This window comes from Acinetobacter sp. AR_0276, assembly GCF_003000705.1.
In the GTDB taxonomy this organism is placed as follows: domain Bacteria; phylum Pseudomonadota; class Gammaproteobacteria; order Pseudomonadales; family Moraxellaceae; genus Acinetobacter; species Acinetobacter nosocomialis.
Genome location: NZ_PSQO01000004.1, coordinates 3,669,028 through 3,688,689, shown reverse-complemented (window position 1 = coordinate 3,688,689; position 19,662 = coordinate 3,669,028). Strand labels below are relative to the sequence as shown.

General features: G+C 37.1%; 20 protein-coding genes. 10 read left to right on the top strand and 10 right to left on the bottom strand.

The window, feature by feature from the left end; all coding sequences use genetic code 11:
• Positions 1-12: 12 nt before the first annotated feature.
• The 6 genes from CSB87_RS18640 to ybaK all read right to left on the bottom strand — a co-directional run bounded on the left by CSB87_RS18640 (position 13) and on the right by ybaK (position 5,935).
• Complete coding sequence (locus tag CSB87_RS18640; RefSeq protein WP_006581552.1) at positions 13-612, bottom strand: histidine phosphatase family protein; 600 nt, start codon at positions 610-612, stop codon at positions 13-15.
• Positions 605-1,660 (bottom strand): nicotinate-nucleotide--dimethylbenzimidazole phosphoribosyltransferase, encoded by a 1,056-nt coding sequence (gene cobT / locus CSB87_RS18635; protein WP_004709021.1) that lies wholly within the window; start codon positions 1,658-1,660, stop codon positions 605-607. Before cobT ends, CSB87_RS18640 begins: the two co-directional genes overlap by 8 nt.
• Before the next feature lie 2 nt (positions 1,661-1,662).
• A complete protein-coding gene (gene cobU / locus CSB87_RS18630) occupies positions 1,663-2,181 on the bottom strand; it encodes a bifunctional adenosylcobinamide kinase/adenosylcobinamide-phosphate guanylyltransferase (protein ID WP_004709022.1) in 519 nt (172 codons plus the stop codon).
• A complete protein-coding gene (locus CSB87_RS18625; RefSeq protein ID WP_004887405.1) occupies positions 2,169-2,792 on the bottom strand; it encodes a 2'-5' RNA ligase family protein in 624 nt (207 codons plus the stop codon). Before CSB87_RS18625 ends, cobU begins: the two co-directional genes overlap by 13 nt.
• A 113-nt stretch (positions 2,793-2,905) precedes the next feature.
• Positions 2,906-5,044: a bifunctional mannitol-1-phosphate dehydrogenase/phosphatase gene (gene mtlD / locus CSB87_RS18620; protein WP_004887408.1), complete on the bottom strand. Its 2,139-nt coding sequence runs from the start codon at positions 5,042-5,044 to the stop codon at positions 2,906-2,908.
• 426 nt (positions 5,045-5,470) lie between these two features.
• Positions 5,471-5,935 (bottom strand): Cys-tRNA(Pro) deacylase, encoded by a 465-nt coding sequence (gene ybaK / locus CSB87_RS18610; RefSeq protein ID WP_004887410.1) that lies wholly within the window; start codon positions 5,933-5,935, stop codon positions 5,471-5,473.
• Between the two features lie 190 nt (positions 5,936-6,125).
• Between ybaK and CSB87_RS18605 the strand changes: the two genes are divergently transcribed.
• The 4 genes from CSB87_RS18605 (at position 6,126) to CSB87_RS18590 (ending at position 10,779) form a co-directional block, all read left to right on the top strand.
• On the top strand, positions 6,126-6,428 hold the full coding sequence (locus CSB87_RS18605; protein WP_004709029.1) for a hypothetical protein: 303 nt from the start codon (positions 6,126-6,128) through the stop codon (positions 6,426-6,428).
• A 237-nt stretch (positions 6,429-6,665) separates the two neighbouring features.
• Positions 6,666-8,039, top strand: coding sequence for an ABC1 kinase family protein (locus CSB87_RS18600; RefSeq protein ID WP_004887411.1), 1,374 nt, complete (start codon positions 6,666-6,668; stop codon positions 8,037-8,039).
• A 229-nt stretch (positions 8,040-8,268) separates the two neighbouring features.
• Positions 8,269-9,552: an acyl-CoA dehydrogenase family protein gene (locus CSB87_RS18595; RefSeq protein WP_171062028.1), complete on the top strand. Its 1,284-nt coding sequence runs from the start codon at positions 8,269-8,271 to the stop codon at positions 9,550-9,552.
• Between the two features lie 21 nt (positions 9,553-9,573).
• Positions 9,574-10,779 (top strand): acyl-CoA dehydrogenase family protein, encoded by a 1,206-nt coding sequence (locus tag CSB87_RS18590; protein ID WP_004887415.1) that lies wholly within the window; start codon positions 9,574-9,576, stop codon positions 10,777-10,779.
• A 118-nt stretch (positions 10,780-10,897) separates the two neighbouring features.
• On the opposite strand, the gene CSB87_RS18585 is transcribed toward CSB87_RS18590, so the two are convergent.
• Positions 10,898-12,121 carry an alkane 1-monooxygenase gene (locus tag CSB87_RS18585; protein ID WP_004887416.1) on the bottom strand — a complete coding sequence of 408 codons (1,224 nt, stop codon included), beginning with the start codon at positions 12,119-12,121 and terminating at the stop codon, positions 10,898-10,900.
• Between the two features lie 189 nt (positions 12,122-12,310).
• On the opposite strand from CSB87_RS18585, the gene CSB87_RS18580 reads away from it, so the two are divergent.
• Positions 12,311-13,255, top strand: a complete 945-nt coding sequence (locus tag CSB87_RS18580; protein ID WP_009504869.1) for an AraC family transcriptional regulator — start codon at positions 12,311-12,313, stop codon at positions 13,253-13,255.
• A gap of 39 nt (positions 13,256-13,294) precedes the next feature.
• Here CSB87_RS18580 and CSB87_RS18575 read toward each other — a convergent pair whose 3' ends face one another.
• From CSB87_RS18575 to CSB87_RS18565, 3 genes are all read right to left on the bottom strand, one after another.
• Positions 13,295-15,160, bottom strand: coding sequence for a SurA N-terminal domain-containing protein (locus tag CSB87_RS18575; RefSeq protein ID WP_004887420.1), 1,866 nt, complete (start codon positions 15,158-15,160; stop codon positions 13,295-13,297).
• Positions 15,161-15,291: 131 nt separating this feature from the next.
• Complete coding sequence (locus CSB87_RS18570) at positions 15,292-15,564, bottom strand: HU family DNA-binding protein (protein ID WP_001043034.1); 273 nt, start codon at positions 15,562-15,564, stop codon at positions 15,292-15,294.
• A 169-nt stretch (positions 15,565-15,733) separates the two neighbouring features.
• Positions 15,734-16,189, bottom strand: coding sequence for a phasin family protein (locus CSB87_RS18565; protein ID WP_002049921.1), 456 nt, complete (start codon positions 16,187-16,189; stop codon positions 15,734-15,736).
• A 210-nt stretch (positions 16,190-16,399) separates the two neighbouring features.
• On the opposite strand from CSB87_RS18565, the gene CSB87_RS18560 reads away from it, so the two are divergent.
• The 5 genes from CSB87_RS18560 (at position 16,400) to iscA (ending at position 19,654) form a co-directional block, all read left to right on the top strand.
• Positions 16,400-17,047: a hypothetical protein gene (locus CSB87_RS18560; RefSeq protein WP_002050024.1), complete on the top strand. Its 648-nt coding sequence runs from the start codon at positions 16,400-16,402 to the stop codon at positions 17,045-17,047.
• A 110-nt stretch (positions 17,048-17,157) separates the two neighbouring features.
• Positions 17,158-17,631, top strand: a complete 474-nt coding sequence (locus CSB87_RS18555; RefSeq protein ID WP_002050146.1) for an Rrf2 family transcriptional regulator — start codon at positions 17,158-17,160, stop codon at positions 17,629-17,631.
• Between the two features lies 1 nt (position 17,632).
• Positions 17,633-18,850: an IscS subfamily cysteine desulfurase gene (locus tag CSB87_RS18550; RefSeq protein ID WP_002050229.1), complete on the top strand. Its 1,218-nt coding sequence runs from the start codon at positions 17,633-17,635 to the stop codon at positions 18,848-18,850.
• Positions 18,851-18,916: 66 nt separating this feature from the next.
• A complete protein-coding gene (iscU, locus tag CSB87_RS18545; RefSeq protein ID WP_002049835.1) occupies positions 18,917-19,303 on the top strand; it encodes a Fe-S cluster assembly scaffold IscU in 387 nt (128 codons plus the stop codon).
• Between the two features lie 30 nt (positions 19,304-19,333).
• Complete coding sequence (gene iscA, locus CSB87_RS18540; protein WP_002050042.1) at positions 19,334-19,654, top strand: iron-sulfur cluster assembly protein IscA; 321 nt, start codon at positions 19,334-19,336, stop codon at positions 19,652-19,654.
• Positions 19,655-19,662: the final 8 nt, after the last annotated feature.

Below are 19,662 nucleotides of genomic sequence, written 5' to 3'. Positions count from 1 at the left end.
TATAAAATTCATCTATCTCAACATAAAAGTTAATTGACCATCTGCTTCAGAAAATTCAAAAGAATATAATTTCCCAAGCTCTGCCGACATTTTAAGTAAGTCATCTAAAGGTTGCTGCTCGGCTAAACAAGCCAATAGCTTAATCACCCCCCCATGAGTAACAACTAACGCATGCTGTAAATTATGTTTTTGCATATGCGTAAGCAAATCCTGCAAGCCTTTCAGAATCCTTTTTTGAAACTGGTTTAATGTTTCAGCGCGAGGTGGACAATATTGACTTGGTTTTTGCCAAAAGTTTGCAAGTAATTCAGGTGAAGTTTCATAAATTTGCTGAGTTGAGATACCTTCCCACTCCCCAAAATACATTTCTTTTAAGTCATGATTTATAAGTAAAGGGAGTTCTGCTGTTTTGGAAAGTTCCTCAGCAAAACAAGCACATCGTTTTAATGAGGAACTTACAATAATATCCCATGACTGGTCTGTGACTTGCTCAATGGTTGACTGCATTTGCTGCCAACCTTTTGCTGTTAACTCATCATCTAAATGCCCACGTAAAGTATGGCTATACTGACTTTCACCATGTCTGAGCAAATCGATCCTAAATTTACCCAATTTTATCCCCGCTTACAGCAGCTTGAGCAAAGGTAGCCATTTGGTTATGTAAGACACATGCCATTTTAACTAATGCCAAGGCAGTACCAGCCCCACTACCTTCGCCTAAACGCAAGTTCATCTTCAAAATCGGGTCAGCATTAAGTTCTTGTAAAATACGTAGGTGTCCATACTCAGCCGATTGATGACCAAATAACATCCAGTCACGTACTTTAGGGTTCATTCGTACCGCACATAAAGCGGCTACAGAACTAATAAAACCATCCACAATCACAGGTAAACCCACTTGCGCACAGCGAATATAAGCACCTGTAATTGCCGCAATTTCCAAACCACCTACAGCACATAGTGTTTTAAAGACATCACCAATGACATGTTTATGGTGAAGTTCAATTGCCTTTTCAATTACTTCAATTTTATGTCTTAACTGATCGGCACCAATTCCTGTACCAACTCCCGTTAATTGCTCAGCCGTATCATTTAGTAAAAGACAGGCTAACGCAGAAGCTGAACAGGTATTTCCAATACCCATTTCACCCGCAATATAAATATCTGCGCCATTCGCTTTAGCAGTATCTACACTTTTTTTCCCTAACTCTAAGGCAGCACGGCATTCGTCAGTACTCATTGCAGCTTGTTTGGCAAAATTTGCTGTGCCGGCACGAATACAGTGACGTTCAACACCTGCATATTGGTATGGTTCACCTACTGTGCCACAGTCAATGACTTGTAAATGGGCTTGATGATATTTAGCAATAACACTAATTGCCGCACCACCAGTTGTGAAGTTTTGCAACATTTGACGGGTAACAGCTTGAGGGTATGCAGAGATATTTTCTTCAACTACACCATGATCACCTGCAAAAATTGTAATCCAGGGATGGTTAACTTGTGGATGTGCATTTGACTGTAAACTAGCAAGTGTAATTGCAATCTGCTCTAAATCACCTAAGGCACCTGTAGGTTTGGTAAGCTGGAGTTGATGTTGCTCCGCTTGTTGTTTTGCGTCCAGATTAGGTTTCTGTACAGATTCTAACCACCAGTTCATTTTTATTTCTCACCTTTTAAAATCATTGGAAAACCCGCCACACAAAACACAACCTTATCTGCAATTTGCCCTAAGGCTTGATGTAGCCTTCCTGCTTCGTCGACAAAACGGCGGCTTATCTCACCGAGTGGCACAACGCCTAAACCCGTTTCATTACTTACTAAAATAATTTCTGACTGGAGTATAGGTAAAACTTTTAACAGCTGTTCACACTCAAATTGTTGAACGTTTTTGTCTTCTAAAAGTAACAAATTGGTTAGCCAAAGTGTTAAACAATCCACCAGAATAATTTGGTTAGGTCTATCAATTTCTTGCAGAGTTTTTGCTAAAAATAATGGTTCTTCAACCAAAGACCAGTGAGCAGGACGATGATTTTGATGATGGGCAATCCGGCTTTGCATTTCTGGATCTAGCGCTTGCGCCGTCGCCACATAAGTGACAGCTAATTGCATAGATATGGCCGTTTGTTCAGCCAGTCGGCTTTTACCAGAACGAGCACCACCTAAAATCAATTGCAACATGGCTCACCTAAAAACAAATGCTGATACGGATACAGCTGCCCTTGTAAAATTTGAGCCTCATAATAACCAAAGGTTAAATGCTCAACTTTAAGATCAAATTCAGCCTGATCGTATTGTACAGGTAATTGAGAAATTTTTTGTAAAATCAAATCACTACTATAGTCTTTTTTATACAAACCCAATGTAATGTGCGGATAGTAATCTAAAGCGGCAATTTCATTAGAAATTGAGCCTAATTTTTGACGTATGAAAGATAAGATATTTTCTTTATCCTGAATTTCTACAAATAAAGCACTACTAAAGCTATCAACCGAACCAATTTTTAATTGAAATGGTGCAATATCTTCTTTTCTTAAAATTTCCCTTTGCTGCACAAACTCACTAAAACAAAAGTCATCATCAACTTTAGTTTCATGAGTCAAGAAACCGCATATAAACAGCGTGACATGATATTGACGGTGATTAGGCTCTATTAGAAATTCTGAAAAATGCGCACGCAATTGATCTAGATAATGAACTAATTTCTGATCATTAATTTCTAGATACCATAAAGCGTAATTTTGACGCCCAAGGTGCCATTCGGGATAATCCCGCATAGACGTCGGCACCATGAGTGTGGAGGGTTTTAACAGCACAGTTTTAATTCAAAATCATTCAAATTTCGTATTAAAACATGTTTGCCTTTCAATTGTTGAGGTTAATTCATTAAGCACATTTAAACATATTAAGTGAGTGTAGTTTTGGCATTGTTCAACTTAATGTCCAAAGGTTGTTTACCTTGTTCAGAAAATAAATATTGAATAAGTTGAACCAACTCAACTTCAAGCTGTCTTCTTTGATTTGTATTCAATTCTAAATTCTGAATTTGCTGTTGCAGATGTTCAACTGCTTTAGTCTCTTCAATTTCTAAAAATTGAATCGCATAGGCATAACCTAAAGCAGCACCTTTTAATAAATTTTTATAAGGTAAATCATGACGAATATTCACTGCAATTGATGCTATAACACGTTCATTGTGATTGAGTTTGCGTAGTGGATCTCTAGCTACGCGTTGACAAGGATCTTTAAATGCATATTCACATGAGTCTAGAAAACTTTGTGACATTCGATCCAGATCTTTTGCATAGTTAGGTAATACAATTGCAAGTCCCTGCTTCACTTCTGCAATTAAGTTTTCTGCAAATGCTTTAACTGAATGATCACCCATGGCAACACCAATAGATTCATAACCCATTAAAGATGCATACCAAGCAAGCATCGCATGTACACCATTCCATAAACGGTTTTTAATGAGTTGAATGTCAGTAATTTGGTCAACCAACACCACCTGACGCAACTTTTCAAGCAAAGGGCTGCCTTTTTCTACATAAATTGGCATATCTGTTTCACTATGGAACAAGATTAAATCCATGCTTTGTAAGATATGTCCCGGCTGAAAATTACGGCGCATATTATCAACATAGATAGAAGCCTGATTTTGCTGATCTTGAGTCAGTTTATTACAGTCTTCAATTTCGATTTGGTCTTCTTGTTCAACATCTTCTAAATGCTGTTCAAGAAAATTATGCTTAATACGAAGTTGACGATATAAATTCTGATTAGAAAGTTTTGAAACCATACGATTAACTACGGTATCGCAAAAATAATGCTCTTTTAAAATATGCTCGGTGACATCTTCATCGTTAGTTAACTCGAGTAGAGCTTCTTTAAGATGCTTCATCACCAAATATTTCGCACCCACCTTATTTAAAATAATTAGAAAGGTTAACGGTTCTATACATGTTTCAAGTTGTGAATTAAAACGTGCATATAACCCTTTTGCGATTATCTGTGCTTCAGTTTCAATTGCTTGCTCGGGCAAACATAATGCAATCAAACTTGAATGAGTGTACATCTCTAACATTTGTTGTTCATTATCAGAGTCAACAATGGTCATATTCTCAATACGTTCATCATAAGAAAATTGCCCATAGCGAATACTATAGGTACCAAACGCATTTACAGCTTCGCGGAAAAGACTATTTCGTGTTGACGCAATAATACGTTTTGGTTTCGTATAACCATCCCAATGCGACAAGATCTGTGCTATATAACCACCACCAATAGCACCGAAACCATGTATTCCAACAGTAAGCTGATTCAGACTTTGCGGAAAAGGTTCCTGTATCTCTGGCATATCCATAACAGGAATAAATTGGTCGAGATCAGTTAAAAAATCATACATCTGGTCATAATAAAAATGCGCTTTTTCCAGCATTTCATCATTAGGTTCTTTAATATCTTTTAATAAAATTGTTAAACCTTTTGAGGTGTGAGCCGAGGTTAAACCATTTTCTGAATCTTCAAACATTAAACATTGGTTGGCGTCTAAATGAAGTTGACTAGCCGCTTTGAGAAAAATTTCTGGATGTGGCTTCCCTTGTTCTACTTCATCTCCACAAGTAATGACATCAAAAAATTTATAAACATTCGCATTAATTAAATATTCTTCGGCAATTGCTCTACGGCTTGATGTAGCCACAGCCATTCTTAGACCCGATTTTCTTAAACGCTCTAGAACTTGAACCAGACCTTTTTTAATAGGCACACCGTGTTTTCGAATATGTTCTAGTTCCATCTCATCGGCACGTTTTCGAATTTCCTTATATGGAACATCTACTCCGTATAAACGTTGTGCAAGCTTTTCCGCCGTTGTCGCGCTTAACCCCAAACATTGCATTAAATATTCGTGTGAAAACTCCTGTCCAATGAGTTCTTGAGATGCCTGTTGCAATGTTTGAAACCGTAACCGTTCAGTATCAAACATTGTCCCATCCATATCAAAGATAGCTCCATGAACAGGTTTTCCATGAAAAATAAGCACGTTTTTACCTCTTTTTTTGATCATGTTTTATTCAGGGTATACAAAAAATTGCTTAAAAAGGCAGGATGATAATAAATGAAACATTAGTGGTTATTTTTTAATCATAAATATAAGAAATCTGTTACTGAGAAGAGTTAAATACTCAAAAAGGTTGAACAATATAGATAATTCTGAAACTGAGTTTAAGTACAAAGGTAGCAAGCCTTCCTCGCTTGCTACCTTTGCTTCTTCTTTTTATGCGCTGATCATGTTTGTTTTTCTTAGGTCCATTTACTGCTAACAAACCTGCATTTTTTATTATGTCTTGCAGGTCTACCAATACCAGAAACTCATATAATTTTTGTTATTTTCTGGCAGAACCAAACAATACATAATAATGATAATCATTTTCATTTAGTGTGTCAACTTGCTATGCCCTTTTTTTAATCAATCAAGTACATCTACAAATTGCGCCGTTAATATGTGTGCCAAGTCTTTAGGATTTAAACCAATATCTAATCCTCTTTTACCACCACTTACATAAATTTTGCTTAACTCTTGTGCAGAGGCATCAATCACTGTCTTTAAGCGTTTCTTTTGACCTAATGGACTAATTCCACCCACTAAGTACCCTGTCAAACGTTCGGCATCTTTGGGATTTGCCATCTGCAATTTTTTACACCCAAATGCTGTAGCTACCTTTTTCAAATTGAGTTGATAGTTAACTGGTATGACCGCAACAAAATAATTTTTCTCATCGGTAACAAGAAGTGTTTTAAATACCTCGTTTACATCAAGGTTTAACTTTTCTGCGGCTTCCAAACCAAAACTTTTAGCATTTGCGTCATGTTCGTACTCATGGATAGAAAATTCGATTTTGTTACTTTTTAACAATCTACATGCAGGAGTCATAGGATTTTAGATTTTAATGAAATGAGCTTGATTATATTTATTTTAAAAAAAGTTTAAAATTTACTTAGGCTATTTACATCCTTTACATGAAAAATCAAACGAACATCGAACAAAAAACAATCTAAACTTGATATTGGGTAGATGACTCCAATATATTTAGTTGAGATTTAAAGTCTGAACTGGCGAATTTATGAGTTACAAACACAATAATCTGATGGCAATGCGTCACCGTTTTTGGGATGAGGCTTCAGATCATGTATTAAATGAAAAGCAATTTTTACAGCAGACCTTAATCGAACAAGGCATTTTTAATAATGCGACTTTTGATGATGTTAAGTACTTTTTCTATACACTGCCTAGCATCGTTATTGTAAAGGCTCATGCACTTGGTTTTATGCATGATTCCGTCAAGCAAATGGTTATTCAGCATATTCAAGCTAATCGTATGCACTTAATGCAAAAGGCTGAATTGAAAATTCAGTTTAAAATGTAATTTGCCGGTTAGTATCTGATACGGCGTTTTATAGTAGTTTATTTTTTCTGAATGGCGGATATTTTGATTTTCTTATTAATGCTTAGGCTATTTTTAGAAAATTAAAATCCCAAATGAGACTTTCAACTCACCATTCAGTCTGAGGGAACTATTTTAATACGTTCAAAACATGTAATATTCGTTACAATTTTAGATCACCAGCGTTTGGCTGCATGATGCGCATAGGATTCTATTTTCATGTCAAATCAGAACGATAAGCTTAAGAGTTTAAAAACTTCTTCCATGGATCGACGCTTATCAATCGCGAAAGCTTCTTTACTGGCAGGAACACGTTGGGCTACTGCAAGTGCCTCTTCCCTCTTTTCTAGTGAAGAAGAAAAAGAGAAGAAACGTAAAAAGGCAATGAGCGAACAAGCTAATTATCTTGTCTCTGAAATTGGCAAACTTAAAGGTTCTATTGTCAAGATTGGCCAAATGATGGCGCTTTATGGTGAACATTTTTTACCAGAAGAAATTACTCAAGCTTTAAATACCCTAAATAACCAGACCGTTGCTTTAGACTGGCCAGCAATTAAACCTCATTTACAAGAACAGCTAGGTTCCAAGTTAAATGATTTAACAATTGATCATGAGCCTATCGGTACGGCTTCTCTGGCACAAGTTCATCGCGCAACACGTAAATCAGACGGTTTAGAGTTAGTTTTAAAAATTCAATACCCTGGTGTTGCGAATGCAATTGACTCGGATATGAGCCTGTTTAAAAACATGCTTAAGCTTACACGTATGGTTCCTCAAACTCGTGAGTTTGATCAATGGTTTGATGAAGTACGTGAAATGATGCATCGTGAAGTCAATTATCACGTAGAGGCAGCCACAACACGTCGCTTTGCTGAGCGTTTAAAGGATGATGAGCGCTATATCGTCCCTACAATTGTAGATGAATACTGTACCGATCAAGTCTTATGCATGACCTTTGAACGTGGCGTGCCAATTAATAGTCCAGTCATGCTTTCCCTTCCTCAAGAACGACGTAATCAGCTCGGTGAAGCTTCACTAGAGATTGCAGTTCGTGAGATTTTTGAATGGGGTGAAATGCAAACTGATCCTAACTTTGGTAATTACCTTGTTCGTTTAGGTAATGGCCAAGATATTCAGGATAAAATTGTACTACTAGACTTTGGTGCGATCCGTCAGTTCGATGAACATTTACTCTCAGTTGCGCGTAATCTTATACAAGCGGGTTATCAGCATGATAAACATGCGATGGTCCAAGCAATGACTGGATATGAGTTTTTCGATGCAATGCCTGAAAGTATTAAACCCGGCATGGCCGATGTCTTTTTACTTGCGACAGAAGCATTCAGTACCCCTGCAAATAATCCAGATATGCCAGTGGGCCTAATGGATGAACATGAACGTTATGACTGGAAAAAGAGCCAGTTACATAGTCGTGTTATGCAGCAAGCAAGCAAATCAATGGCGTCTCGATATTTCTCGGTTCCTCCAAAAGAATTTATGTTTATTAGCCGTAAGTTTATTGGCGCATATACATTTATGACTGTGATTGATGCCAAAACCAATGTACGACGTATGATTCGTAATTTTGCTTAATATTATTAAGACTAGAATGATTCCGTGTCATTCTAGTCAATCCAAACAAAATAGTTCTTTTAAAAAAAATTTTTTCTTTTATAAAATCAATAAAATGTATTAAAACTTATTTTGCTTTTACCATTTATCTGCTCATTTTTTGAATGTCAGCAACGACATAGTTTTTTCTTATACAGCGTGTCAGCATAAAACAATAACAATGTGTTAGGACACCACAATCATGACAAATATGATCAATAAAGCCCAAGGGTTGGGTTTATCGCTGATCACGAAATTAGCTGGAAGCGATGTACTTGATCAACTCAAACTACGTAAATTTCTTGAAAAGTCTCTTTATCAAGGTTCAAAAGCTGGATTTAGAGCATTAAGTCAGACTCAGAAAGCATTTAAACCTAAGCAAATCCCCCAACAGCGTCTACCTCAACAGAAGAAAAACCTATTTGACTTAAGCCTCACTGAAGAACAACAAATGACTTCAGATGCAATGTCTCAATTTGCTCAAGAAGTTTTATTAGGATTAGCTCATGATGCTGATCAGGCAGGTCAATTTCCAGAAAGCCTTTGGCAATATGTAGAAGATTTAGGACTAAATTATTATGCTCTTCCAGAAGCACTAGGTGGTGTCGCCGCTGAACAAAATATTGTAAGTAACCTATTGATTGCTGAAAAACTAGCTGAAGGTGATTTTAGTCTTACAGCAGGACTTTTGAGTACGTTTAGCGTTATTAATGCTATTACACGTTGGGGTTCTACTGAAGTTCAGTCAATGTATTTACCTTGCTTTGCAGAAGACTCAGACATTACCGCCACTTTCGCTGTACAAGAAGCTACTCCGGCATTTAACCCATATATCTTAAAAACAAAAGCTTCTCTTGAAAATAATCAATATTTTATAGAAGGTGAAAAAACCTTAGTCATTTTAGGTGATTTAGCTGATGTGTTCTTGGTGAGTGCAGATTTTAATGGCAAGCCGGATGTGTTTGTAGTACAAGCGGGCGATACCATTTCCATTAAAAGTACCCCAGCTATGGGTCTCAAAGCAACAGAGACAGCTACTTTAAAATTCAGCCATACACCTGCTCTACGATTAGGCACAACAGATTTTGATTACACCGCCTTTCTAGATTTAGGCAATCTTATGTGGTGTGCAATGGCTGTAGGAACATGTGAAGCGGTAAAAGCCTATTGTATTAAATATGCCAATGAGCGAACTGCTTTCGGAGAACCAATTTCACATCGTCAAAGTGTCGCATTCATGATTGCAGATATGGCAATTGAAATTGATGCTATGCGCATGCTGATTCTAAATGCCGCAAGCCTTGCCGAAGCAGGTAAGCCATTCCACCGTGAAGCATATTTAGCTCGTATTCTTTGCGCAGAAAAATCAATGAAAATAGGAACAGATGGCGTACAAATTTTAGGTGGTCATGGTTTCACAAAAGAACACCCTGTTGAACGTTGGTATCGTGATTTACGTGCAACCGCAATTTTACATTCTGGCTTACATGCTTAAGATCAATCAGAGGATATTTTCATGAATTTACAAAATCCAAAAAAATTCAAAATGATGATTGATCAAGCACATGATGTTGCGATCAATGTATTACGCCCTATTTCCCGTAAATACGATAAAGCAGAACATGCTTATCCGAAAGAACTCGATATGCTCGCTTCACTCATTGATGGCATGAATGAAGGTGGTGAAGGAATTAATGCAGGTGCTGCCGGTGCAGGAAAACGTGGTGAATCTGATAATGAAGGTGTCCGTAACGGAACTAACATGTCAACAGCGTTAGGCATCATTGAAATGTGCTATGGCGATACTGGGCTATTACTCAGTATGCCACGTCAAGGTTTAGGAAACTCTGCAATTGCCGCGGTCGCAAATGATGAGCAACTAGAACGTTTTAAAGGAACATGGGCAGCTATGGCGATTACTGAACCAGGCTGTGGTTCTGACTCTGCTGCGATCCGTACTACGGCAACTAAAGATGGCAATGACTATATTTTAAATGGTGAAAAGATTTTCGTAACTTCTGGTGAACGTGCGGACTCGGTGGTCGTATGGGCTACACTTGACCGAAAACTTGGACGTGCAGCCATCAAATCATTTGTAGTGCCTAAAGGTACTCCCGGAATGAAAGTTGAACGACTTGAACATAAGTTAGGTATCAAAGCTTCTGATACAGCCGTTATTAGTTTTACTGACTGTCGTGTTCCGGCTGAAAACTTGCTTGGTAATCCTGAAATTGATGTTGCAAAAGGTTTTGCCGGTGTAATGGAAACTTTTGACAATACACGACCATTAGTTGCCGCAATGGCAATTGGCTGTGCCAAAGCTTCTTTAGAACGTATTAAAGAAATTTTTAAAGACCAATTAGATCCCAATTACTCGACTCCATATTTGCAAACTTCCAACCTTGCTGCGCAAATTTACCGAATGGAAGCCGAATGGGAAGCTGCACGGTTACTTATGTTGAAAGCCACATGGATGGCAGACAACAAAAAACCAAACTCCAAAGAAGCTTCCATCGCTAAAGCAAAAGCAGGTCGTGTAGGCAACGAAATCACTTTGAAGTGTGTCGAATTAGCAGCAAGTGTTGGCTATAACGAAGATGAACTACTTGAAAAGTGGGCACGTGATTCAAAAATTCTTGATATTTTTGAAGGTACTCAACAAATCCAGCAACTTATTATTGCTCGTCGTGAGCTTGGAAAATCTTCAAGTGAACTAAAATAAAGATATTGCAAGGGAGTTTTTTTACTTCCTTGCTTCTTAGCACTGTGACTTATTAGCAAAAATAAAACCCTCTAACCACATGACTAGAGGGTTTGGTATTTCAGGAATATATTTTTAATTATTCGGCTTGTGTTGTTTTTAATGACTTATCGACTACACCAAATTTTTTGAAGATTTTTGCACGACGTTTTGGTGAAATATTCGCTTTATTTAAATCACCTTTGTAGGGATCAAATACGCGCTTATCCATCATTTTAAACCATAATGAAGGAATTAATGCTGGTAGCAACATACTTGCATAACCACTTGGTAGCTCGGGTGCTTCATCAAAATGACGTAATGCTTGGAATGGACGAGTTGGATAAGCATGATGATCTGAGTGACGCTGTAACTGATATAAGAATAAGTTGGTCACTACATTGTTATTATTCCAGCTATGCTCTGGCATTGTACGTTCATATTGACCATTTTCTTTTTTCTGGCGCAATAAGCCATAATGTTCAATATAGTTAATAATTTCGAAGAGACTAATCCCGTAAAATGCTTGTGTTGCTAAATAAGGAATCGTACCTTTACCAAAAATTCCTACCATAGAAGCATGGAAAGCAGCACTCATACCCCAGCCTTGCAGTAATTCGTTATCGAGTGACCAAAACTCTTTACCTTTACGTTTTAAACGATTTTTCTCAATTTCAATTGCAGACTTAAAAGAACCAACAACTGTACGTGGCCAAAACTCATAGAATGTTTCACCCATACGTGAAGATGCCGGATCTTCAGGCGTAGCTGCACGCTTATGATGGCCATATGGATGCTCAATACGGAAATGGTTATAACCAGTAGGTACTAAAGCAAGATGAGATAAAATATGGTCGATACGATCATGTTTATGGCTTAGTTCATGGGCTGTATTAATTGCAATACCATTAATGGCACCCATCGAAATACCAAGCAAAATTTTGTCAATAAATGAAGTATCTTTACGGCTTGTTAAATAACATGCATAAATATTTGCCGCATATTGCAATGGAATAAAGCTTTTCACTAAACGCGAATAATATGGATCTTTCTCAAGAAGTTTAATTTCTTCATCAGTTGGATTACGCGCATCTTTACCAATAATTGTATCAATTGCAGGAATCACAACATGTAATAAAAGTGGACCACCTAAAGCAAATACTTTCTTTAATGGGCGTGGACCAAAATGGTATCCGGCTAAAATACCTAAACCAATTACAGGTAGAGCCGGACTAATCATCCATAAATAGCGCTTACGATCTATCTCACGCATAGACGCTGGCACTGGCATAAGTTCTTGCTGAACATTCACTGGTGCATTCATAGTCATATTTCCTTTTTCTATATATCTATATAGTTAAAGAAATACTATTTGCTTAACAGTTGTAACCGTCCAAAAAACCTATTTCAAAGTCTTTGGCATTTTCTTCCACTTTTTTGTCCTAAAAACACATGTTGATCTATTCTTATAGCTCACTATAATTTTATTAAAATAATGATTGATCATATAAACATGGATGCACTAAGTAAATTTTTTGATGATATCCACTTAAATAAGTCTGAATATATTTATATAAAAGCACAAGGTGAATGGGCTTTTAAAACACAAGATCAATCTGCTTTACTGGCTTACATCGTTTTAACGGGTTCTGTATATATTCAAATAAATAATGTCGAAAAAATAATTGCAAAAGCTGGAGATATTATTTTAATTCCTTCTGGAAAAGCTCATCAAGCTACAGATTCAAAAGCGACTGGAAGCAAACTGGTAGATTCTGTCGATATTACTCCCTTATTTAATGGGCATCGTCATGATCCAATTGAGTTAGGTTCATCAGCGCCTGAAAATACATTATTGCTCTGTCTACGCTGTCAAGTTGATACGTATATGGCGGGACCACTGATTAATGCATTACCATCTATTATGCTTATTCAACACGAAAACCAGACAACTCCTCCTGAATGGTTGCAAATAGGGCTTTATTTTTTAGCGGTCGAAACACAAAAAATTCAACCTGGTCATGACAAAATTATTGATCACTTAGTCAGTATTCTTTTAATTGAATGTATTCGTGATCATATTCAACAAATGTCAGATCAACAAAATTGGTTAGGTGCCCTCACACATCCAGAATTAAGTAATGCTTTATCCGCAATTCATAGTCAACCTGAAATAAGCTGGACTGTTGAATCATTAGCTGAACAATGCTGCATGTCACGATCTAAGTTTGCCAATCTCTTTAATAATATTATTGGTGAACCACCTCTTACTTATTTGCAGCATTATCGCTTTCGCTTAGCGAGCCAATATCTACGGACAAGTAATTTATCAGTTCAACAAATTTCAAATAAAGTCGGCTATTCATCAGAAACTGCATTTAGTCAGGCATTTAAGAGAGTATTTGATTTATCGCCTAAACAATATAGACAAAATTATATAGGTAGTAGAGATCAGTAATAAAAAAAGCGCCGAAGCGCTTTTTTTATTACATAAGTTTTATTTGATTTTAGCGTGTGACTTTAAGTATTCGCTGTAATCTTCGAGTATTTGCTGACCACGAGATTGGCGATAAAGCTGTTGTAATTGCTTTAACTGATCCGCTGGCATAGCATTTACCGCAGCTGAATTTACATTAGAAACGGCAACGACAACCAATTCATTAGGTAAGTTCGCTGTTGTAACAGACCACATACCAGGTTTCGGTGCAGGAACACTAAATGCTGCACGCTCAATTGCACGTTTTAAACCTTGTGAACGAGTAAACACACCTGCAGATTCAAAAGGTACTTTATTTTTCGCAACAACTTGTTCAGCCGGCTGAGTTTTGAATTCAGTCAACATGGTAGCAATTTTCGCTTGAGCTGCTTTGCGTGCTTTCTCATCAATTACTTTAGCTTTTGCTTCGTTCATTGCTTGAGCAAGTGGTTTAACGCCAGCAGCATGATAATCACGCACCTTAACCCAAACAGTATCACCATTCGCTAATTGAATATTTGATGAAGCGTTACGATCGCCATTTTTCACATCATCATTAAACAATTTAATTTTTACGTTTGGATCGCTTAGTTGTGGATTTTGAGTAGCTAAAGTTACACCATTTAATGATTCAATTTTTGTACCTTTAACTTGCTGTACAACTGCATCTAAAGAATCATTACCTACAATTGTTTCATTCAAACTATTTACTGTATCTGAATAAACAGTAGCAACCTTATTCTTTTCGACTTCGGCAGTTAAACGCGCCTTCTCAGCTTCAAACGAAGGAATTTGATTCGCTGGAGTCTCTGCTTCAATAATATGGTAACCATATTGTGTTTTTACTGGCTGCGAAACTTGACCATTTTTCAAACTTGAAACAGTTTTATCAAATGCATCAGAGAAAACACCAGGTGCATACGCCTCTACTAAACCGCCTTTCGTTTTTGAAGTTGGATCTTCTGAGAACTGAGCTGCTGCTTGAGCAAATGAAAGACCGCCTTGAATTTTTGCATATACCTCATTAGCAAGCTTTTGAGCTGCCGCATCATCACGAGCATCTGTCGTAATAAGAATATGCTTCACAACACGTTTAGCATTTTTTTGCTGAGTTTCTACAAATTTAGCATAGGCTTGTTTGAGTTCAGCATCTGTTGCTGGTGCAGGTTTCGCCATTAAGGACGGAGATAAAACAACATAATCTACATCAACAGAAGCAGGCTGTTTAAACTCGTTTTGATGTTTATTGTAGTAGTCAGTCGCTTCTTGATTAGATGCTGTTAAACCCGTTTTATAGGTATCTAACTTAATACTAGCTAAATGTAATGTACGCTGTTCAGTTTGCAAATTCGCAATTTGCATTACATCAACTTTACTCACTAAAGCATAATCAGAAAAAGTTGAAGTCAACATTTTCAAAGCGTGATCTTGACGCAAGCTCGCAATTAAGGCTTGGCTTGTCATACCAATTGAACGCAAATAATTTTCATATAATTTTTGTGAAAACTGACCATTTTCTTGCAAGCTTGGTTGCTGAGCTAACATTTGCTCGATTTGAGCATCGCTCAAAGAAATACCCAATTTTTCAGCTTGCTGAATGAGTAAATTACGAGATACCAATATATCGAGAGCTTTTGCTTGAATAACCGGTAAATTAAGTAAACTTTCATCACCTTTTACAGCAGCTAAATATTGTTCTTTATACCTTTGCGTTAAAGTTTCAAGGTCTTTTTTTGATATGTCCTGTCCATTTACAGTTTTTGCGACATCTGCCTTGTTTCCCCTATTAAAATATCCATTAATACCTACAAGCGCTAAAGGGGTCAAAAACAAAATTAAAAGGACTTTGCCGAGCCAACCCTTAATGACTGTACGAAACGATTCCATAAGTATTCCAATATTTTATTTCGAGGAGAATTTTAACTGAAAAACCACAATGAATGAATGAGCAATATTGGTCAATTCAGATTTTTAATAAAAAACGCGCCTATATCGGCGCGTTTAATCATCTTAAAAGATTAAGCAACTGAATCTTTAAGACCTTTACCAGCTTTAAAGCTAGGTACTTTTGTTGCTTTAATTTGAAGCTCTTCACCAGTTTTAGGGTTACGACCAGTACGTGCAGCACGCTCTTTAACACTGAAAGTACCAAAACCAACTAAAGTTACTGTGTCACCTTTTTTAAGTGCTTCAGTAATTGACGCAATTGTCGCATCGAGTGCCTTGCCTGCATCAGTCTTAGATACTCCCCCTTTTTCAGCAATTGCATCGATTAATTCTGATTTATTCATGAATAAAACATCCTCTTAATATCGTTTGTTTAAGGTCCAAGGCTATAGTTTAAAAGGCCATGACGCCTTTATAGCAATGCTTTGGGGGAAAACGCAATACTAGAGCAGAGCTTTTAGCAAAAATAAATGCTAAAAAACTGTTATATATTTGCTAAATCCCTACATTTTTTTACTTTTCATTCAATTTTGCCTTCAATTTTTGATTTTCTTCAATAAGAGCATCAACCTTTATATGCAATTGAACTAACAGTTGTTCAATGTGCTGTAAGTCCTTCGGAGTAACTAAACCAATTCGATTTAAAGAATGATTTACACTGGTATCTAAAATTTTTTCGACCTTGTCTTTTGTATCAGACACTGACTCTTTCGCCTTTTCGGTTACTTTGCCAACAGTTGTATCGGCTAAATCACCAGTTTTAGACTCAAGTTCTTCCCCTACTTTGACTAGTGAGTCAAATAGTTTATTGCCTTCTTCTTCTGCACGAGAGAAAGCACCTAAACCAGCTAACCATATTTGCTTGGTATACTTTCTAAAATCCAATGCAGACTTTCTAGAACTTTTTGATTTTAATTTGTTTTTATCTCCTTGCTCTTCTGATTGTGTTTCTATATTTGCATTATCCATTGACCTAAGCTCCTGATCGGATGAGACAGATGAAGTCTTATTTAACCACAAAATATTCTTATAATAACAAAGTCAAGACTTGATACATTTATGAAACTGTTCTACAAAACAATCATGTCATGTAAATATATTTAACAGGACAATGTGTTAAGTTTGAGATAGGATGTCTCATTCTCTTAATTAATCTCTAATATTTAAGGATAAACTTTTATGAGTGAAACGCAACAAAGACAAAAACACCCACGTCTGTTGCTGAACATTGTTCTAATTATTTTAGAAACTTTTTTCTCATTTATTCTCACCCACGATGGTGTTCTTCGCTTGCAGGCGAAAAAGTTTATCGCAAATAAAATCACAATCCGTATTAATAGCTACTTGCCATTTTTCAACTTCTATGTGCAATTTACGGAAAAAGGTTTGTTATTTGATATTCATTCTTATGATCGTCGTATTGACTTAGAAATTAATAGTACTCTCATCGACCTTATCAAAATTTTTGCTTTTTCAAATCAACGTAGTTTAAACAATATGCGAATTGATGGAGATGCAGAAACTAAAAAAGAACTCATCGATTTAATTTCACATCTCACTTTACCTAAGCTTCTAGCTGACTGGAAGCAATGGTTCAATACTCCAGATGATGAAGCCGAAGCACTTGCTTCACGTAAAAAAATTGCCCCCTTACTTGAAAAAATTGATCAACAGCGTTCAGAGATAAATTCTTTGAATGTCGAAATTAAGCAGTATCAAAATCGAATTTCACGTTTACAGCAGCGCCAACGCAACATTAACTTGTGCTTTGGTATAATTAGCCTAATATTTATTGCTTATTTCATATATAATTTGTGGGTAGCTTAACTTATTTTTTCTATCTTGATCCTGCACTTGAATTAAAAATAAAAAAACTTGACTATTTTAGTCGGGATTCATAAAATCCTATTATCTAGTCTTAACATGTGTATCGAATCATGCGCCTTACAACTCGCGGTCGCTACGCAGTGACTGCTCTACTTGATTTAGCTTTGCAGCCAACTGAACAAACGATCACGCTCGCCGAAATTGCCGCACGTCAATCTATTTCAGTTGCTTATTTAGAGCAGTTGTTCGCAAAACTTAAGCGTCATGGGTTAGTTTCTAGTGTTCGCGGTGCAAATGGTGGTTACCATTTGGCTCGAAACGCTGATGAAATTACTGTGTTAGAAATTATTGAAGCCGTAAATGAAACTGTTGATGCAACACGTTGTGACCATAAAGGTAACTGCCAAAATGGTGCAATGTGTCTTACTCACGATTTATGGCAAGAACTCTCTCATCATATTGCCGACTATTTAGCTAAAATCACTCTTGCCGACCTCATTAGCCGAGACAACGTTCAAACTGTTGCATTACGCCAAAATGTGACTGGCACAGATTCAGCTCTTTTATCGGGTACAGGTATTTGATATGAAACGTCCAATTTATCTTGATTACGCAGCAACCACTCCAGTAGATCCGCAAGTTGCAGAACGTATGATGGAGTGTTTAACTTTCGACGGTACCTTTGGTAATGCTGCATCTCGTTCCCATGCTTATGGCTGGCAGGCAGAAGAAAAAGTTGAATATGCACGTGAGCAAGTCGCAAATTTAATTAAAGCTGACCCACGTGAAATTGTTTGGACTTCTGGTGCAACTGAGTCAGATAACCTTGCTCTTAAAGGTGTTGCTCAATTCTATGCATCTAAAGGCAAACATATCATTACAAGTAAAATTGAACACAAAGCTGTTCTAGACCCTTGTCGTGAATTAGAAGAACAAGGTTTTGAAATTACTTACCTAGAGCCAGAGCCACAAACAGGTTTAATTACTCCTGAGATGGTTAAGGCTGCCCTTCGCCCAGATACTATTCTTGTTTCCCTTATGATGGTAAACAATGAAATTGGTACAGTTACAGATGTAGCGGCGATTGGTGAATTAACACGTGCCAACAAAACATTTTTCCATGTAGATGCAGCACAAGCAGCTGGTAAAGTTGATATCGACTTATCTACTATGAAAATTGATCTTATGAGTTTCTCTGCTCATAAAATTTATGGTCCAAAAGGTATCGGCGCATTATATGTACGTCGTAGCCCACGTGTTCGCTTAAAAGCACAAATTCATGGTGGTGGTCATGAGCGCGGTATGCGTTCTGGTACTTTGGCAACTCACCAAATCGTTGGTATGGGTGAAGCTTTTGAAATTGCAGGCAAAACAATGCATGCTGAACAAGAGCGTATTCGTAAACTTCGTGACAAACTTTGGAACGGTTTACAAGACCTTGAACAAGTGTTCTTAAACGGTCACCCGACTCAAAACGTTGCTAATTATTTAAATGTCAGCTTCAACTTTGTTGAAGGTGAGTCTTTAATGATGTCGCTTAAAGATGCTGCTGTATCAAGTGGTTCTGCTTGTACGTCTGCAACTTTAGAGCCTTCATATGTTCTTCGCGCATTAGGTTTATCTGATGAGCTAGCACACAGCTCAATTCGCTTTAGTTTTGGTAAATACACGACTGAAGAAGATATTGACCACGTGCTTACAATTACCAAAGCCGCTGTTGAGAAATTACGTGAACTTTCTCCGCTTTGGGATATGTACAAAGAAGGTATCGATCTTTCTACAGTTGAATGGGCAGAACACTAATTATTGAAATTAGTGTTTTAACCCTCATATTAATATTAGGCTGACCCCGAGGTTTGGAGAAGCAAAATGGCTTATAGCGAAAAGGTAATTGATCATTACGAAAATCCACGTAATGTTGGTGTTTTAGATAAAAACTCTGAAAATGTTGGTACAGGCATGGTGGGTGCACCTGCATGTGGCGACGTGATGCGTTTACAGATTCAAGTAAATGACAGTGGCGTAATCGAAGAAGCACGCTTTAAAACTTACGGTTGTGGTTCTGCAATTGCATCAAGTTCACTTGTAACTGAATGGTTAAAAGGTAAAACACTTGATGAAGCTCAAGCAATCAAAAATATTGATATTGCGACTGAGTTAGCTCTTCCGCCAGTAAAAGTTCACTGCTCTGTTTTAGCTGAAGACGCGATTAAAGCTGCGATTGAAGATTATCGTAGTAAAAAGTCAAAAGCTTAATTTGTTACCATTATAAACGTTGGAGTTTTCATGATTCATTTAACTGAAAATGCTGCGACTCATATTAGCAATTACCTTAAAAACCGAGGTAAGGGTGAAGGCATTCGCGTTGGTGTGAAAACTTCTGGTTGTTCTGGGTTGGCTTATGTTCTCGAATTTGTAGACGATATCGATGAACATGATCAAGTTTTCGAACAATTCGGTGTTAAGGTTTTTGTAGATCCTAAAAGCTTAGTTTACTTAGAAGGCTTAGAAATGGACTATGTTAAAAATGGCCTTAACGAAGGGTTCGAATTTAACAATCCTAATAAAAAGGGTGAATGTGGTTGTGGTGAGTCTTTCACTGTTTAATCCTCTCC

Coding starts and splice junctions, on each gene's coding strand:
- cobT (WP_004709021.1), bottom strand. CDS start 1,660: ATGAACTGGTGGTTAGAATCTGTACAGAAACCTAATCTGGACGCAAAA.
- cobU (WP_004709022.1), bottom strand. CDS start 2,181: ATGTTGCAATTGATTTTAGGTGGTGCTCGTTCTGGTAAAAGCCGACTG.
- CSB87_RS18625 (WP_004887405.1), bottom strand. CDS start 2,792: ATGGTGCCGACGTCTATGCGGGATTATCCCGAATGGCACCTTGGGCGT.
- ybaK (WP_004887410.1), bottom strand. CDS start 5,935: ATGACTCCTGCATGTAGATTGTTAAAAAGTAACAAAATCGAATTTTCT.
- CSB87_RS18605 (WP_004709029.1), top strand. CDS start 6,126: ATGAGTTACAAACACAATAATCTGATGGCAATGCGTCACCGTTTTTGG.
- CSB87_RS18600 (WP_004887411.1), top strand. CDS start 6,666: ATGTCAAATCAGAACGATAAGCTTAAGAGTTTAAAAACTTCTTCCATG.
- CSB87_RS18595 (WP_171062028.1), top strand. CDS start 8,269: ATGATCAATAAAGCCCAAGGGTTGGGTTTATCGCTGATCACGAAATTA.
- CSB87_RS18590 (WP_004887415.1), top strand. CDS start 9,574: ATGAATTTACAAAATCCAAAAAAATTCAAAATGATGATTGATCAAGCA.
- CSB87_RS18585 (WP_004887416.1), bottom strand. CDS start 12,121: ATGAATGCACCAGTGAATGTTCAGCAAGAACTTATGCCAGTGCCAGCG.
- CSB87_RS18580 (WP_009504869.1), top strand. CDS start 12,311: ATGGATGCACTAAGTAAATTTTTTGATGATATCCACTTAAATAAGTCT.
- CSB87_RS18575 (WP_004887420.1), bottom strand. CDS start 15,160: ATGGAATCGTTTCGTACAGTCATTAAGGGTTGGCTCGGCAAAGTCCTT.
- CSB87_RS18570 (WP_001043034.1), bottom strand. CDS start 15,564: ATGAATAAATCAGAATTAATCGATGCAATTGCTGAAAAAGGGGGAGTA.
- CSB87_RS18565 (WP_002049921.1), bottom strand. CDS start 16,189: ATGGATAATGCAAATATAGAAACACAATCAGAAGAGCAAGGAGATAAA.
- CSB87_RS18560 (WP_002050024.1), top strand. CDS start 16,400: ATGAGTGAAACGCAACAAAGACAAAAACACCCACGTCTGTTGCTGAAC.
- CSB87_RS18555 (WP_002050146.1), top strand. CDS start 17,158: ATGCGCCTTACAACTCGCGGTCGCTACGCAGTGACTGCTCTACTTGAT.
- CSB87_RS18550 (WP_002050229.1), top strand. CDS start 17,633: ATGAAACGTCCAATTTATCTTGATTACGCAGCAACCACTCCAGTAGAT.
- iscU (WP_002049835.1), top strand. CDS start 18,917: ATGGCTTATAGCGAAAAGGTAATTGATCATTACGAAAATCCACGTAAT.
- iscA (WP_002050042.1), top strand. CDS start 19,334: ATGATTCATTTAACTGAAAATGCTGCGACTCATATTAGCAATTACCTT.